Origin of the sequence: Pseudomonas sp. PvP028 (assembly GCF_017832255.1) — a bacterium.
In the GTDB taxonomy this organism is placed as follows: domain Bacteria; phylum Pseudomonadota; class Gammaproteobacteria; order Pseudomonadales; family Pseudomonadaceae; genus Aquipseudomonas; species Aquipseudomonas syringae.
The window spans coordinates 4,846,862-4,862,373 of record NZ_JAFIBL010000001.1 but is presented as its reverse complement, the minus strand read 5'-3'; the positions used below and the strand labels follow the sequence as shown (position 1 = coordinate 4,862,373).

12 protein-coding genes are annotated in these 15,512 nt (G+C 58.8%); 10 read left to right on the top strand and 2 right to left on the bottom strand.

Annotated elements, in window-relative coordinates; genetic code table 11:
• The first annotated feature begins 115 nt into the window (after positions 1–115).
• From JOE34_RS20815 to JOE34_RS20790, 6 genes are all read left to right on the top strand, one after another.
• Positions 116–838 (top strand): GntR family transcriptional regulator, encoded by a 723-nt coding sequence (locus JOE34_RS20815; protein ID WP_003423803.1) that lies wholly within the window; start codon positions 116–118, stop codon positions 836–838.
• Complete coding sequence (locus JOE34_RS20810; RefSeq protein WP_209996589.1) at positions 835–1,623, top strand: SDR family oxidoreductase; 789 nt, start codon at positions 835–837, stop codon at positions 1,621–1,623. Before JOE34_RS20815 ends, JOE34_RS20810 begins: the two co-directional genes overlap by 4 nt.
• A gap of 90 nt (positions 1,624–1,713) precedes the next feature.
• On the top strand, positions 1,714–2,646 hold the full coding sequence (locus JOE34_RS20805) for a 3-keto-5-aminohexanoate cleavage protein (RefSeq protein ID WP_003432995.1): 933 nt from the start codon (positions 1,714–1,716) through the stop codon (positions 2,644–2,646).
• 47 nt (positions 2,647–2,693) lie between these two features.
• Entirely contained in the window at positions 2,694–3,572 is an 879-nt protein-coding gene (locus tag JOE34_RS20800; protein WP_003396145.1) for an SMP-30/gluconolactonase/LRE family protein, read from the top strand.
• Between the two features lie 83 nt (positions 3,573–3,655).
• Positions 3,656–4,978: an MFS transporter gene (locus JOE34_RS20795; RefSeq protein ID WP_024647873.1), complete on the top strand. Its 1,323-nt coding sequence runs from the start codon at positions 3,656–3,658 to the stop codon at positions 4,976–4,978.
• Between the two features lie 577 nt (positions 4,979–5,555).
• Entirely contained in the window at positions 5,556–7,178 is a 1,623-nt protein-coding gene (locus JOE34_RS20790) for a methyl-accepting chemotaxis protein (protein ID WP_209996588.1), read from the top strand.
• A gap of 195 nt (positions 7,179–7,373) precedes the next feature.
• Here the strand turns inward: JOE34_RS20790 and JOE34_RS20785 are convergent, their stop codons facing one another.
• Positions 7,374–7,709 (bottom strand): helix-turn-helix domain-containing protein, encoded by a 336-nt coding sequence (locus JOE34_RS20785; protein ID WP_010410171.1) that lies wholly within the window; start codon positions 7,707–7,709, stop codon positions 7,374–7,376.
• A gap of 59 nt (positions 7,710–7,768) precedes the next feature.
• Here JOE34_RS20785 and JOE34_RS20780 point away from each other — a divergent pair, with 59 nt between their 5' ends.
• On the top strand, positions 7,769–8,860 hold the full coding sequence (locus tag JOE34_RS20780; RefSeq protein ID WP_003396141.1) for an NADH:flavin oxidoreductase/NADH oxidase: 1,092 nt from the start codon (positions 7,769–7,771) through the stop codon (positions 8,858–8,860).
• A 38-nt stretch (positions 8,861–8,898) separates the two neighbouring features.
• Here the strand turns inward: JOE34_RS20780 and JOE34_RS20775 are convergent, their stop codons facing one another.
• Entirely contained in the window at positions 8,899–10,371 is a 1,473-nt protein-coding gene (locus tag JOE34_RS20775) for an efflux transporter outer membrane subunit (RefSeq protein ID WP_209996587.1), read from the bottom strand.
• Positions 10,372–10,458: 87 nt separating this feature from the next.
• On the opposite strand from JOE34_RS20775, the gene JOE34_RS20770 reads away from it, so the two are divergent.
• The 3 genes from JOE34_RS20770 (at position 10,459) to JOE34_RS20760 (ending at position 15,369) form a co-directional block, all read left to right on the top strand.
• Entirely contained in the window at positions 10,459–11,073 is a 615-nt protein-coding gene (locus JOE34_RS20770; RefSeq protein ID WP_003396139.1) for a TetR/AcrR family transcriptional regulator, read from the top strand.
• A gap of 76 nt (positions 11,074–11,149) precedes the next feature.
• Complete coding sequence (locus JOE34_RS20765; protein ID WP_209996585.1) at positions 11,150–12,253, top strand: efflux RND transporter periplasmic adaptor subunit; 1,104 nt, start codon at positions 11,150–11,152, stop codon at positions 12,251–12,253.
• Positions 12,250–15,369 carry an efflux RND transporter permease subunit gene (locus JOE34_RS20760; RefSeq protein WP_209996583.1) on the top strand — a complete coding sequence of 1,040 codons (3,120 nt, stop codon included), beginning with the start codon at positions 12,250–12,252 and terminating at the stop codon, positions 15,367–15,369. The genes JOE34_RS20765 and JOE34_RS20760 overlap by 4 nt, the downstream gene beginning before the upstream one ends.
• Positions 15,370–15,512 lie beyond the last annotated feature (143 nt).

Sequence of the window (15,512 nt, the reverse complement as noted above, 5' to 3'; positions counted from 1 at the left end):
TGCCTGCGACGCGAGCTCCGACTAAGGTGCTCACCACCTCCAAAAAAACAATTTGACATATGTTATTTGTGATCACATATTTGCTCTATAAGAACGCCAATATGAGTCACTCCCCATGACAGATCGTCCCATCCTCCTGCCCGCCATGCGGCAGGTCTCTCGCGATACCCTCCAGGACCAGGTCTACCGGCAGATCCGTGAAGCGTTGATGAGCGGGCGCTTTCAGCCGGGTCAGAAGCTGACGATCCGTGGTCTTGCCGAGGCGCTGGGTTCCAGTCCGATGCCAGTTCGCGAAGCCTTGAATCGCCTCAGCGCCGAGAACGCCTTCGAAGTCACCGAAACCGCCCGGTTGCGCGTGCCCATGATGACCCCGGAGCGGCTGCGCGAGATTCGCGATGCGCGGGTTGCGCTGGAAGGTCTGTTGGCCGAGAAAGCCGTGGTTCTGATCAACGACGCCGATCTTGCCGACATCAGCCAGCTCTGCGGGCAGATGCAGAAGGCTGCCGACAACGTTGATGTCGCGCTCTATCTGTGGACCAACTTTGCCTTTCACCGACGTATTTATGCGGTGGCCAAGGCCGAGCTGATCGTTGCGGCAGTGGAGAATTTCTGGCTGCACATCGGTCCGTGTTTCGCGCTGGTTGCGCCTGACAGGGCGCATCTCCAGCGTTCGATGGAAGCACACAACCGTATCGTCGAGGCATTGGCGGCGCGTGATGGGGCGGCGGCTCGTGCAGCTGTCACCGACGACATCATGCAGGCTGCCGACTCTCTGACGCGCCTGATCGCAAACAGCGACCGCTCCAGGTCGCGTGTCTCGGGAGTGAAAAAAGCATGAGTGTTCTCAATCGGCTGGTTCCCTATGCAGGGCTGCGTGTCCTGATTTCCGGCGGTGCGGCCGGGATCGGTGAGGTATTGGCAACGGCCTACCTGGAAGCGGGGGCAAAGGTACACGTGTGCGATGTCAGCGAGGCGGCCATCGCGGCATTCCTCGATCGCCATCCAGGCAGCGTCGCCACCCACGCAGACGTCGCTGATCCGGCGCAGATCGAAGCGGTATTCAGGGTGCAGCGAGCACGCTTCGATGGTCTTGATGTGCTGATCAACAACGCCGGGATCGCCGGGCCGACGGCGGGCATCGATGCAATCAGCGAAGAAGAGTGGCAGCGCACCATCGACATCAATCTCACCGGGCAGTACCGCTTCGCTCATCACGCTGTGCCGTTGCTCAAGGCCTCGCCCAACGCTCACCTGATCCATATCGCCTCGGTCGCCGGTCGCCTGGGCTATGCCTGGCGCACTCCGTATGCCGCGACCAAATGGGCGATTGTCGGGCTGATGAAGTCGCTGGCGTCCGAGTTGGGGGAAAGTGATATCCGCGTCAATGCCTTGCTGCCGGGTATCGTCGAAGGTCCACGCATGGACGGAGTGATTCGGGCCCGTGCGCAACAGATGAACGTGCCGGAGGAGGCGATGCGCGAGGAGTACCTGAAAAAGATCTCGCTCAAGCGCATGGTCACCGCCGAGGACGTTGCGGCGATGGCGCTCTTTCTGTGTTCGCCCGCCGCCCGCAACGTCACGGGGCAGGCCATCAGTGTGGATGGCAACGTCGAATACCTTTAAGGATTCGGCCCGATAGCAACGATGACCGGACGTCGTCCGAGTCATGTTCCACATCAGACTTCTCGCCAACAACAAGAATGGAGAATGCTCATGCCCAAAAAACGTCCGGTCATCATTACCTGCGCCGTCACGGGAGCAATCCACACGCCGTCGATGTCGCCTCATTTGCCGATCACGCCGCAGGAAATCGCCGATGCAGCCATCGGTGCCGCCGAGGCCGGGGCCTCGATCGTTCATTTGCACGCCCGCGACCCACATGACGGAAGGCCCAGTCAGGATGTCGATCTGTTTCGGCAGTTCCTGCCGCAGATCAAGGCCAAGAGCGACGTTGTGATCAATATCACCACCGGTGGCGCGCCGACCATGGGCGTGGAAGAGCGCCTGCAGCCGGTGGCGCAGCTCAAGCCGGAACTCGCCTCGTTGAACATGGGGTCAATGAACTTCGGACTATACGAAATGCTGGATCGCTACAGCGAATTCAAGCACGACTGGGAGCGTCCCTATCTGGCCGACAGCGACGACCGGATTTTCCGCAACACCTTCCGCGACATCGCGCACATCCTTAATACCTGTGCCGAGAACCGTACACGCTTTGAGATTGAATGCTACGACATCGGCCATCTGTATACCGCAGCACACTTCCTGCAGCGTGGGTTGCTCAAAGCGCCGATCTTCATCCAGTCTGTATTCGGTTTGCGCGGCGGTATCGGCGGGCATCCTGAAGACCTGGCGCACATGCGCCGCACGGCTGATCGTCTGTTTGGCGATGCCTATCAGTGGTCGATCCTGGGGGCCGGCCGCAATCAGATTCCGCTGGGCACCATGGGCCTGTCGATGGGCAGTCATGTGCGGGTCGGTCTGGAGGATTCGCTGTGGGACGGACCGGGCAAGCTGGCGGCGTCCAATGCCGATCAGGTCAAGCGTATCCGCACGGTGATCGAAGCGCTGGGCGGGCAGGTGGCAACGCCTGACCAAGCCCGTGAAATGCTCGATCTGAAGGGGCAGGACAAGGTTAATTTCTAGTCGCCGCAAAATGTGTCATCTCAATAACAACAAGACAGAGGTGAAAAATGCGTATCGAAATCGTTGTCGACGTAAAGACCACGCTGGGCGAAGGCCCGGGCTGGGATGTCGAGCAACAGCGCCTGTACTGGATCGACAGCTTCGACGGCCGCGTCCTGCGCTGCACGGACGACGGGCGTGAACTGCGCGCCTGGGATGTCGGCCAGAAAATCGGCTCCATGGCCTTGCGCAAGCACGGCGATGCGGCGCTCGTCGCGTTGCAGACCGGCATCTATAACCTCGATCTGCCGAGCGGCGATCTCGAGCTGATCGTCGACCCTGAACCCGGGTTGCCGAACAATCGGCTCAATGATGGCAAGGTCGATCGGCAGGGCCGGTTCATCGTGGGCTCGATGGACACGCAGGAGGATCAGGCCAGCGCAAAGCTGTATCGCCTCGACCCGGACCTGAGCCTGCACACCCTGGATGAGGGCATCATCGTGTCCAACGGCCCTTGCTGGAGTCCGGGCGGGGAAACTTTTTATTTCGCCGACACCTGGTCCGGGGAGATCTGGACCTACGATTACGACAACGCCAGCGGCGCAGTCGCCAACAGACGCACCTTTACCAAGGTCGACACCTCGGCAGGGGGCGCGGCGGATGGCTGCACCGTGGATGCCGAGGGCTGTCTGTGGCAAGCGCTGGTGTATGCCGGAAAGCTGGTGCGTTACACCCCTGACGGGCAGGTGGATCGCATCATCGACATGCCGGTGAAAAAAGTGACCAGTCTGACCTTCGGCGGCCCGAATCTGGACACACTGTTTGTCACCTCCATGGCCAAGCCGCCGTTGCCGCGCTTTCCGCAAGATGGCCAGCAGCGCGGTGCCCTGTTCGCCATCACCGGGCTGGGTGTGAAAGGCATCGCCGAGCGGCGCTTTGCCAGTTAACCCGCCGACAGACCGAACCTGAACGTTAAGGACGACTGGACCCTTTCTCGCTGGGGCGTGTGCAGCACGCCTGGAGATTTCCCATGCCAAATAACAAGAACGCATCGCTGGGCAAGATTCATCGTTTTTCGTGGGTGTCATTGCTGGTCTGCTGGATGATCTGGATTTTGAACGCTTACGATCGCGAGATCGTCTTGCGCCTGGGTCCGACGATTTCCAAGCATTTCGACCTGTCTGCGGACCAGTGGGGGACGGTGGCGACGGTGGTCATGCTGGCGCTGGCCGTTCTCGATATTCCCGGCTCCATCTGGAGCGATCGCTACGGCGGAGGGTGGAAGCGGGCGCGCTTTCAGGTGCCGTTGGTACTGGGTTACACCGCGCTGTCGTTTCTGTCGGGCTTCAAGGCATTGAGTGGCAGCCTGGCCAGTTTCATCGCCTTGCGCGTCGGGGTGAATCTGGGCGCTGGCTGGGGCGAGCCTGTTGGTGTCAGCAACACTGCCGAGTGGTGGCCAGTAGAACGTCGCGGTTTTGCCCTGGGCGCGCACCATACCGGTTACCCCATCGGCGCGATGCTCAGCGGCATCGTCGCCAGTTTCGTGATCAGCACCTACGGTGAGGAAAACTGGCGTTATGTGTTCTTCTTCGCCTTCGTGGTAGCACTGCCATTGATGATCTTCTGGGCACGTTATTCGACTGCCGAGCGCATCACCCAACTGTACGTGGACATCGCTGCCAAAGGCATGACCCCGCCGGACAGCACGCCGTCGACCAATGTAAAAGGCCAGGTCTGGAAATCGGTGAAGGCGACGCTGAGCAACCGCAATATCGCCCTGACTGCCGGTAACACCCTGCTTACGCAAGTGGTGTACATGGGCGTCAACATTGTCCTGCCGGCCTACCTGTACAACATCCTCAACCTGTCGCTGGCCGAATCGGCGGGAATGAGCGTGGTGTTCACCCTGACCGGCATCCTCGGGCAATTGATCTGGCCGTCGCTGTCGGACATCATCGGTCGGCGCATCACCTTGATCATTTGTGGCATATGGATGGCGGTCAGTGTCGGGGCCTTTTACTTCGCCAACACCATCCTGATCGTCATCGCCGTGCAGTTGCTTTTCGGTCTGGTGGCCAATGCCGTCTGGCCCATCTACTACGCGGTCGCTTCCGACTCGGCGCAACCTTCGGCGACCTCCACAGCCAACGGGATCATCACCACAGCGATGTTCATCGGCGGCGGTATTGCCCCGGTGCTGATGGGAACGCTGATTTCCGTGGGCGGTGGCTGGACCAGCCTCAGCGGTTATACCGTGTGCTTTTTCGTGATGGCTGGTTGCGCATTGGGCGGGGCGTTCCTGCAGCTGTTTTCTCACCGTCCAGAGTTGCTGACGGTGCAGCGGAGCGTGTGAGGGTGGACAGGGATGCCGCCTGGCTTTGATCTGACATGGCAATAAGTGACTAGTAAGGACGCTGGATATCTGACTAATGCGTCAGTCTGCGGGGACAGGAAATATAGCGCCATCGCTCAAAGTCCGTCCCCGCTTCAATCAGAAAGTGCCACTTTCAAGAATGGCAGCATTCGCTTGCCGGGCCCTCCAGCCAATTGAAGAGGGGAGAATAAAGTATTACTTTTCCGACCATTACTTGCTGTTAGCGACATTTAGGCTGTCGCAATCAGGACGTACCTTGACTGCTGTGAGCAAAAAATTGACGTCATAAATTCTCAGGCGTCAAGTTTTTCTGGCGCTACAGTCAATCAGATGCCAAGTGTAATAAAAATTTTTTATCCTTGAATATCATTGCTTTAGAGGAGAATAGAGCTTTTATTCAGGCCTGGTGAAGTTGCAGCCCCTAAAGTTACTGAGCTGGCGGACGACATGAGTAATATCTCAATGACATCAATCATAAAAGTTGGTTCAGCCCATTTTTACGATTGATAGTGCCCATCATGCAAGCCACGGAACGGCTATGTTCAGGATCGACATCATGTTCAGCAAACTCAGCATCTCGCAAAAGCTGTACTTCAGCTTTGCCGCGATCATCGTATTTATCGCCGTCCTGGTCGCGAGTGCTTACAGAGGCTTTGAGCAGGTCGAAGAGGCCACCAACAGCAATGTGCATACCTATCAGGTGCTGAGTGAAGCGCAACTTGCTCTTGAACAGCTGATCAATATCGAAACCGGGATGCGCGGCTTTGTCATCGCCTCGAAGGATGCCTTCCTTGAGCCATTGGTGGCGGGGCAGAAGCGCTTCACCGAAGAGCTCGATTCGCTCAAGCGCCTGACAGCTGACAATGCGGAACAGCAGCGCCGCCTGGCTGCTCTGGGTGACACCCAGAAGCGCTGGCTTGATGAAGATGTCAATCCGATCATCGCTCTGCGTCGCGACCTTACTGCACGCAATATGCCTGATGATGAACTGGATGCACGCATCACCTCGGGTGCCGACAAGGCCAAGATGGACAGCATGCGCGCTTTACTTGCCGAGATCAGCGGTGCCGAGCAGAAGTTGCTGGTTCAGCGCAGCCAGGACATGACGGACGCCAAGCATTTGGCGATCCTGATCCTGATGTGCGGCGGCCTAGCCGCGGCTGTTCTCGCGATGATCCTTGCCGCTGTATTGGGGCGCAGCACCACGGCGCGCCTGCAACTGGCCATTGATGCCGCAACGGCAATTGCCAATGGCAAGCTGGACACTGTGATCGACACCAGCAGCCACGACGAGCTGCCGAAAGCCTTTGACCGTATGCAGAATCGCCTGCGCGAGATGATTCAACAGATCAGCCATGCCGCCAATCAACTGGTCGTCGCCGTGCAACAGATTTCCGGTGCCTCCGAGCAACTGTCCGGTGCTATTCAGGAACAGTCGACGTCCGCCTCGGCGATGGCGGCCACAATCGAAGAACTGACCGTCAGCATCCATCACGTCTCCGAAAACGCCGACGAGGCGCACGAACTCGCCAGCCGTTCAGGGCAGCAGTCGAAAGATGGTGCGCAGGTCATCGAAAACACCTTGTCCAGCATGAATGGCATCGCCCGGACCGTGCAGCTTTCCTCCACTCAGGTCGCAGGTCTGGGTCAGCACTCCGAGCACATTTCATCGATCGTCAGCGTGATTCAGGGCATTGCCGACCAGACCAACCTGCTGGCCCTCAACGCTGCCATCGAGGCTGCTCGGGCCGGTGAGCAAGGCCGTGGCTTCGCAGTGGTTGCCGACGAAGTACGCCTGCTGGCGCAGAACACCGGCAAGTCCACCAAGGAAATCGCCGGGATGATCGAGAAAATTCAGGCGGGCGTGCGGGAAACCGTCGAGAGCATGCGCAGCGGCGTTCAGGAAGTGAACGAAGGTGTTGCAATGGCTGGCACCGCCGGTCAAGCGATCATCGAGATTCGCGACAGTTCGGGCAAGGTTCTGCAGGTGGTCGACCAGATATCCTTCGCGCTGCGTGAGCAAACTGCAGCCAGCCAGGATGTCGCACGTAACGTCGAGCGCTCCGCGCAAATGGCTGAACAGAACAACATGTCGGTTCAGGAACTGCTCAAGACCAGCGGCGGCCTGAAGACCCTCGCCACCAGCCTGCAGACGGAAGTGGGCAAGTTTCGGCTTTAAGGTCTGAAAGCGCATCAGCAGCAGGGTCACCCTGCTGAAAAAACCGGTATTAGTCGAAGCGCTAATGCCGGTTTTTTTGCATATTAAAAAAATGCGCCTAACCTTTGGTGCCTCGATGACGATCCCGAGCAGCGCATCGAAATTCATGCAATGAAATGGCAGCGCAGGCTGTCTCAGGACTGATGCCTTGTTACGTCAGTGCTGAGCCAGAATACTGTCCAGCAAACCCGGGAAACGGCTCTCGAGCATCTGTTTACGTAGCGAATTCATGTGCGTGGTGCCCACGTTGCGCGTCTGTACAAGCCCCGCGTCGCGTAGCACGCGGAAGTGATGGGACATGCTGGATTTGGGGCGTCCGCCGTCCAGTTCGCCGCAGGTGGCCTCTGCAACGCCGGCCAGGCAGCGCACGATTCCCATGCGAACGGGATCACTCAAGGCATAGAGTAAGCGTTCGAGGGTGAGGTCTTCAGGATCGGGGTGTTGGAAGGTTCGCATGCTGAGGATGATATCAAGGCTTTCGTTTATTGCCATAGTTCGATTACCATCGAACAACTGAAATCAAAAGTCATCTGGCCTACGGGAGCTTTCCAATGTCTGCATTGTTCGAACCCTTCAAACTGAAAGACGTCACGCTGCGCAATCGAATCGCCATTCCTCCGATGTGCCAGTACTCGGCAACCGAAGGTGTTATCAACGACTGGCACCAGGTGCATCTGGCCAGTATGGCGCGCGGTGGTGCGGGTCTGTTGGTGGTCGAAGCTACCGCCGTTGCGCCGGAAGGGCGTATTACCCCAGGTTGCACCGGTATCTGGAACGACGAGCAGGCGCAGGCATTCGTGCCTGTCGTCAAAGCCATCAAGGCCGCAGGATGCGTGCCGGGTATTCAGATTGCCCACGCCGGTCGCAAGGCCAGCGCCAATCGCCCATGGGAAGGTGATGACCATATCGCAGCGTCCGATTCGCGCGGCTGGGACACCATCGCTCCGTCCGCCATCGCGTTCGGTGCCAATCTGCCGAAAGTCCCGCGCGCCATGACCCTGGAAGACATCGCTCGTGTTCGCCAGAACTTCGTCGATGCTGCCCGTCGCGCCCGCGATGCCGGCTTTGAATGGATCGAGTTGCATTTTGCCCACGGCTACCTGGGGCAGAGCTTCTTCTCCGAGCACTCCAACCAGCGCACCGATGAGTACGGCGGCAGCTTCGATAACCGTAGCCGTTTCCTGCTGGAAACCCTGGCTGCAGTGCGTGAAGTCTGGCCTGAGAACCTTCCGCTCACCGCACGTTTTGGCGTGATCGAATACGACGGTCGCGACGAGCAGACTCTGGCAGAATCGATCGAACTGGCGCGCCGCTTCAAGGCTGGCGGGCTGGATCTGTTGAGCGTCAGCGTCGGTTTCAGCACCCCGGACGCCAACATTCCGTGGGGGCCTGCGTTCATGGGGCCTGTTGCCGAGCGTGTGCGCCGTGAAGCGGATATTCCCGTGACCAGCGCCTGGGGTTTTGGCGAGCCGAAGCTGGCTGAAGAGGCGGTCAAGTCAGGCCAGCTCGATCTGGTCTCGATTGGTCGTGCACATCTGGCCGACCCGCATTGGGCCTACTTCGCAGCGAAAGAACTGGGCGTTGAAAAATCTGCCTGGACCTTGCCTGCGCCTTACGCTCACTGGCTTGAACGTTATCGCTGAGCACGCCTGACCTGAAGATATGCATGCGTTGGTGGCACCTACAGCGTATGCACCTTATCTTCTGCTGAAGTGGTGGTAGGCGTTTGCCAACCACCACCCAGCGCTTTGAATACGGCGACCGCCGCCTGCGCGGATTCGACGTGTGCCTGCGCCTTGGCGTCAGCGACCTGCAGCATTTTCTCGTCGGCGCGCAGAACATCGATCAAACTGGCAGCACCTTTGCTGTAGCTTGCGAATGAGGATTGCCGGGCAGAAGCAAGCGCAGTTTCGCTTTTACCCAGCATTGCAGCTTGAGTTTCGCGGCTGGCCAACGAAGAAAAAGCATTTTCAACGTCCTCAGTGGCGCGCAAAACTGACTGTCGATAAGCCGCCAGAGCTTCTGCCTCTTGTCCCTTGGCTTGACTGATCCGGGCGTTCACCCGGCCGAAATCAAAAAGCCTCCAGCGAAGCCCCAAAATACCTGCTGACTGACTGGCACCGCCGGTAAACAGATTGCCGCTCGACACGGCTGTGGCGCTGCCCAGCAATGCGCTGAGTGAGAGTTTGGGGTAATACTCGCTGATCGCCATGCCGATACGCGCGTTCGAAGCGGCGAGGCGCCGCTCGGCCACGATCAGATCAGGTCTGCGACGGAGGAGATCGGCTGGCGTTCCTGTCGATGTCAGCGCGGGTGCGTGTGGGATTCGACCTGTTTCAGCCAGAGAGCCCCGATGAGTGCCAGGCGGTACGCCCAGCATCACGTCAAGCGCGTTCATTGCAGCGTCGAGACCTGTTTGCAGAATCGGCACTGTTGCCTGCACCTGTAAAAGCTCAGCTTCGATCTGACGGACTTCATAGTCAGGGGACAGACCACGCTCATGAAGGAGCTGGACTTTTTCCAGCAGGTCTTGCCGGGTTTTAACCTGTCGGTTTGTGATCGCCAGCCTGGCTTGCAGACCACGGATGGTGATGTAGGTATCGGCGGTCCGCGCTGCCACAGCGAGCCTCGCAGCCGCAACACCTGCCTGCGAAGCCTGGTATTCAGCCAGTGCAGCCTGTCGGCTGCGTCTCAAACCGCCAAAAACATCCAGCTCCCAGCTTGCGGTCAGATTGGCTTCATAGGAATTGCCATAACGATCGTAGCCAGGTGCCGAGTTCAGCACCTGGCCGAGCGGAGTTTCTACCGATTGATGAGCCCGCGCCGTCTGTGCATCAATGTTGCCCGACGGGAGCAGGGCGGCGGTTGCCGCATCTGCTCCGGCGCGTGCCTGAGCCAGTTGCGCGCTGGCTTGAGCGAGATCGAGGTTCTGCGCCAGTGCGCGTGACACGAAGCTGCTCAGTAACGGATCATCAAAACCGTCCCACCAGGCGGAACTGACAAGCGGATGCGCGGTAATATTCGCAGCGCCACGTGGTTGAGTCAGATAGCGGTCAGGCAGGGGCGCATCCGGGCGCTGGTAATCCGGACCCACGGCGCAGCCCGACAGCAGGCCGGTGCTCATGACCAGTACATAAGTACAAAGCGTGCGCATGGAAATTCCTTGAGATGATCAGGTTGTGACTATATTACGATCCGGTCACTTGTTGTCAATGAGTGTTCACATAGCTAAGCTGGAAACATGACTAATCAAATCAAGACATCCCCAACGCGTGGTCCCTCCGACCACAGCGTTCGCGATCAGGTTGTCGAAGCGGCAACACAGCATTTCGGCCACTACGGCTATGAGAAAACCACGGTCTCCGATCTGGCCAAGGCCATCGGTTTTTCCAAGGCCTACATCTACAAGTTCTTCGACTCCAAGCAAGCCATCGGCGAAGTGATCTGCTCGAACCGGCTGGCGATGATCATGGCGCTGGTGAACTCGGCCATCAGCGACGCGCCAACGGCCTCCGAGAGGCTGCGCCGCCTGTTCCGCTCGCTTGTGGAGGCCGGTAGCGACCTGTTTTTTCACGACCGGAAGCTGTATGACATAGCCGCTGTCGCAGGCCGCGATCAGTGGCCTTCTGCTGCCGCGCACGACGAGCGTATTCGCCAGCTCATCCAGCAAATCGTTCTTGAAGGCAGGGAGTCGGGAGAGTTCGAACGCAAGACACCTCTGGACGAGGCCGTTCAGGCCATTCACCTGGTCATGCGTCCGTACATCAACCCGGTGCAATTGCAATACAACCTCGACATCGTGTCGACGGCTCCGGTCCATCTGTCGGCGCTGATACTGCGAAGTCTGGCACCCTGAAATTGTGACCATTGACTAATTTGGTCACTTTACGGAGAATCGTTTCCCTGCTCACTTGATTTCAAGTAGGGATCCCATGCTCCTGTTCAGACCCAAAGCCACTGCGTTGTTGTTATTGCCTCTCTTCCTGACTGCGTGCAGCGAGTCGTCCGGGGGGCGCGATCCACGTACCCAGCCGCCTCTGGTAAGGGCGGCCACTGTTGCAAATACTGATCAAGCCTCCCGTTCATTCACCGGGGTTGTGGTCGCTCGGGTTCAGAGCGACCTGGGGTTTCGGGTTTCCGGGAAGGTGCTTGAGCGCCTGGTTGATACCGGCCAGACCGTCAAGCGCGGTGAGCCGCTGATGCGCCTGGACCCCGTTGACCTTGGGCTTCAGTCTCAGGCCCAACAGCAGGCGGTTGCCGCGGCTGTGGCGCGAGCCAGGCAGACCGCCGATGACGAAGCGCGTAATCGTGATCTGGTTGTTGCTGGTGCGATATCCGCGTCCGCCTACGACAGGATCAAATCCCTGGCCGACACCGCCAAGGCAGAGCTGAGTGCTGCACAAGCGCAGGCCAGCGTGGCGCGTAACGCAACCGGATACGCCGTTTTACTGGCGGACGCCGACGGCGTGGTGGTCGATACCCTGGTCGAGCCTGGACAGGTCGTCAGCGCAGGCCAGCCCGTGGTCAGGCTGGCAAAGGCCGGGCCACGTGAAGCCATTGTCCATCTGCCTGAAACCTTGCGGCCGACTATGGGGGATCGAGCTGAGGCCAGACTGTATGGCGACGGTGCGCGCGTCATACCGGCAAGACTGCGGCTGCTCTCTGACGCCGCAGACCCGCTGACGCGTACGTTTGAAGCCAGGTATGTGCTTGAAGGCTCAAACATCAGTGCACCTCTGGGTTCAACGGTGTCCCTCGATATCGCTGCCGGCAAGGCTGGCCGGCAGTCGCTGGCGATACCCATTGCCGCTCTGCATGACCCGGGTCGAGACCCGGGTGTCTGGGTCATTGCGGGTACGCCTGCAAAAGTCAACTGGCGCGCCGTGCAACTGCTGGGTGTGAGTGACGATTCGGCAAATGTGAGTGGCGGTCTCGAGGCCGGTGAGCAGGTCGTGGCATTGGGTACGCATTTGCTTCACGACGGTGAGGAAGTGCTCGTGCAGCAAGGTGGTATCACCGCCGAGGCACGACCATGAGTCCGGGACGTTTCAACCTGTCTGCACTGGCCGTTCGCGAACGCGCCATCACGCTGTTTCTGATTATTTTGATCGGCGTGGCCGGTACGCTTTCATTTTTCAAACTGGGGCGTGCGGAAGATCCGCCTTTCACCGTCAAGCAAATGACCGTTATTTCTGCGTGGCCTGGCGCAACCGCTCAGGAGATGCAGGATCAGGTCGCCGAGCCGCTTGAAAAACGCATGCAGGAATTGAAGTGGTACGACCGTAGCGAGACCTACACCCGGCCAGGTCTGGCATTCACTATGGTTTCATTCCAGGACAAGACGCCACCTTCTCAGGTGCAGGAAGAGTTTTATCAGGCGCGCAAGAAACTCAGTGATGCCGCGAAGTCATTGCCTGCGGGGGTCATTGGTCCGATGGTCAATGATGAATTCTCGGACGTGACCTTTGCGCTGTTTGCGTTGAAAGCCAAAGGTGAGCCGCAGCGGCTACTGGTACGCGATGCCGAGTCACTGCGCCAGCGTCTGTTGCATGTGCCGGGCGTGAAGAAGATCAATATCATCGGTGAACAGGCCGAACGAATTTTCGTGTCGTTCTCCCACGAGCGGCTGGCAACATTGGGTATCGCTCCTCAGGATATTTTTTCGGCGCTCAACGACCAGAACGTCCTGACGCCTGCCGGTTCGATTGAGACCCGCGGGCCCCAGGTTTTTCTGCGCCTGGACGGTGCCTTCGACACCCTTGAGAAAATCCGCAATACGCCGATTGTGGCGCGGGGTAAAACGCTGAAGCTCCAGGACGTGGCGACAGTGGAGCGCGGTTACGAAGACCCCGCGACCTTTATGGTCCGCAATCAGGGTGAGCCTGCGCTGTTGCTGGGTATCGTGATGCGCGACGGCTGGAACGGGCTGGACCTGGGTAAGGCGCTGGATGCAGAAACGGCCAGCATCAACCAAGGCATGCCCTTGGGAATGACGCTTTCAAAAGTCACTGACCAGTCGGTGAACATCGGTTCGGCCGTTGACGAGTTCATGATCAAGTTCTTCGTCGCCCTGCTTGTGGTGATGCTGGTGTGCTTCCTCAGCATGGGCTGGCGAGTCGGTGTGGTGGTCGCTGCAGCGGTACCGCTGACGCTGGCCATGGTCTTCGTCGTGATGGAAGCGACGGGCAAGAACTTTGATCGTATTACCCTGGGATCACTGATCCTGGCGCTGGGCCTGTTGGTGGACGACGCCATCATTGCCATCGAAATGATGGTGGTGAAAATGGAGGAGGGCTACGACCGGATCAAGGCCTCAGCCTATGCCTGGAGCCACACAGCGGCGCCCATGCTTGCCGGTACCCTGGTGACTGCGGTCGGCTTCATGCCGAATGGCTTTGCGCAGTCGACTGCCGGCGAGTACACCAGCAACATGTTCTGGATTGTCGGCATCGCCCTGATTGCTTCCTGGATAGTTGCAGTGGTCTTCACACCTTATCTGGGGGTGAAGATGCTGCCGGAAATCAAGCCGGTTGAAGGCGGACACGCCGCCATCTACGACACGGCGCATTACAATCGTTTCAGGCGGATTCTGGCCCGCGTCATTGCCAGGAAGTGGTGGGTGGCGGGTGCGGTTATCGCTGCATTTGTGGTGGCGATTCTCGGGATGGGGGCAGTCAAGAAACAATTCTTCCCGACTTCCGATCGTCCGGAAGTACTGATCGAAGTGCAGATGCCCTACGGCACATCCATCGAGCAGACAAGCGCCACCACCGCCAAAGTAGAGGCATGGCTGAAAAAGCAGGATGCCGCGAAGATCGTCACGTCCTACATCGGCCAGGGCTCGCCACGCTTTTATCTGGCAATGGCGCCGGAGCTGCCCGACCCGTCGTTTGCAAAGATCGTTGTACTGACTGAAAGCCAGGAAGCACGTGAGGCGCTCAAGCTACGGATTCGTGAGGCGGTTGCTGACGGACTTGCACCTGAAGCCCGGGTCAGGGTCACACAGCTCGTGTTCGGTCCTTATTCACCGTTTCCCGTGGCGTATCGCGTGAGCGGGCCGGACCCTGACACATTGCGCGAGATCGCCGCGCGGGTCGAAACCGTGATGGCGGCGAGTCCGATGATGCGTACCGTCAACAGCGATTGGGGGACACGAGTGCCCACGCTGCACTTCTCTCTGGATCAGGATCGTTTGCAGGCCGTCGGGCTGACCTCGAGCGCAGTTGCCCGGCAATTGCAGTTCCTGCTTTCAGGTGTCCCAGTCACCTCTGTCCGCGAAGATATCCGTTCAGTGGACGTGATGGGCAGGGCGGCGGGTGACATCCGCCTGGACCCTGCGAAGATCGAGGGTTTCACGCTGGTAGGGGCTGCCGGTCAGCGTATTCCTCTGTCGCAGACCGGAGTGGTCGAAGTGCGCATGGAAGACCCGATTCTGCGCCGAAGAGATCGTGTGCCGACTATCACCGTGCGCGGTGATATTGCGGAAGATCTGCAACCGCCGGATGTCTCCGCCGGGATCATGAAAGCATTGCAGCCGATTATCGACAGCCTGCCGCAGGGCTATCGGATCGAGCAGGCCGGATCAATAGAGGAGTCGGCAAAGGCCACTGTGGCATTGGCTCCGCTGTTTCCGATCATGATTGCCGTTACCTTGCTGATCATCATCCTTCAGGTGCGTTCGATGTCGGCGATGATGATGGTGTTTTTCACCGCGCCGCTCGGGTTGATCGGCGTTGTGCCGACATTGCTTCTGTTCAATCAGCCGTTTGGTATCAACGCCCTGGTCGGACTGATCGCGCTGTCCGGCATTCTGATGCGCAATACCTTGATCCTGATCGGGCAAATCGACCACAACGAAAAGCAAGGGCTAGACCCGTTTCATGCGGTGGTCGAAGCGACCGTACAGCGGGCACGCCCGGTGCTGCTCACGGCTCTGGCGGCGATCCTGGCGTTCATTCCCCTGACCCATTCGGTGTTCTGGGGCACGCTTGCCTACACGCTGATCGGAGGCACCCTCGGCGGGACTGTCATGACGCTGGTCTTCCTGCCAGCCATGTATTCGATCTGGTTCAAAATCCGTCCGGATAGAGGAACGCAGCCCCGAAACTCCAGCAGTCACGCCTCAACTGGCACAGAGATGAAGGGGATTTGATCATGAGTCGTTACGCTTAAAGGCGGAGTGCGGCTTTGCGATCAGTTCTACAAAATCGACTACCGTACATGCGTCCGGTGCTGGCGTTGTCCTCATGAGAATAATCTCGCCTAACCGGATTCGCGGGGTCAATGCCAGCATTC

What these genes read in the sequence shown, in the direction of transcription:
- JOE34_RS20780 (WP_003396141.1), top strand. Translation starts at nt 7,769, where the DNA reads ATGTCTGCATTGTTCGAACCCTTCAAACTGAAAGACGTCACGCTGCGC.
- JOE34_RS20795 (WP_024647873.1), top strand. Translation starts at nt 3,656, where the DNA reads ATGCCAAATAACAAGAACGCATCGCTGGGCAAGATTCATCGTTTTTCG.
- JOE34_RS20770 (WP_003396139.1), top strand. Translation starts at nt 10,459, where the DNA reads ATGACTAATCAAATCAAGACATCCCCAACGCGTGGTCCCTCCGACCAC.
- JOE34_RS20815 (WP_003423803.1), top strand. Translation starts at nt 116, where the DNA reads ATGACAGATCGTCCCATCCTCCTGCCCGCCATGCGGCAGGTCTCTCGC.
- JOE34_RS20805 (WP_003432995.1), top strand. Translation starts at nt 1,714, where the DNA reads ATGCCCAAAAAACGTCCGGTCATCATTACCTGCGCCGTCACGGGAGCA.
- JOE34_RS20810 (WP_209996589.1), top strand. Translation starts at nt 835, where the DNA reads ATGAGTGTTCTCAATCGGCTGGTTCCCTATGCAGGGCTGCGTGTCCTG.
- JOE34_RS20790 (WP_209996588.1), top strand. Translation starts at nt 5,556, where the DNA reads ATGTTCAGCAAACTCAGCATCTCGCAAAAGCTGTACTTCAGCTTTGCC.
- JOE34_RS20765 (WP_209996585.1), top strand. Translation starts at nt 11,150, where the DNA reads ATGCTCCTGTTCAGACCCAAAGCCACTGCGTTGTTGTTATTGCCTCTC.
- JOE34_RS20775 (WP_209996587.1), bottom strand. Translation starts at nt 10,371, where the DNA reads ATGCGCACGCTTTGTACTTATGTACTGGTCATGAGCACCGGCCTGCTG.
- JOE34_RS20785 (WP_010410171.1), bottom strand. Translation starts at nt 7,709, where the DNA reads ATGGCAATAAACGAAAGCCTTGATATCATCCTCAGCATGCGAACCTTC.
- JOE34_RS20800 (WP_003396145.1), top strand. Translation starts at nt 2,694, where the DNA reads ATGCGTATCGAAATCGTTGTCGACGTAAAGACCACGCTGGGCGAAGGC.
- JOE34_RS20760 (WP_209996583.1), top strand. Translation starts at nt 12,250, where the DNA reads ATGAGTCCGGGACGTTTCAACCTGTCTGCACTGGCCGTTCGCGAACGC.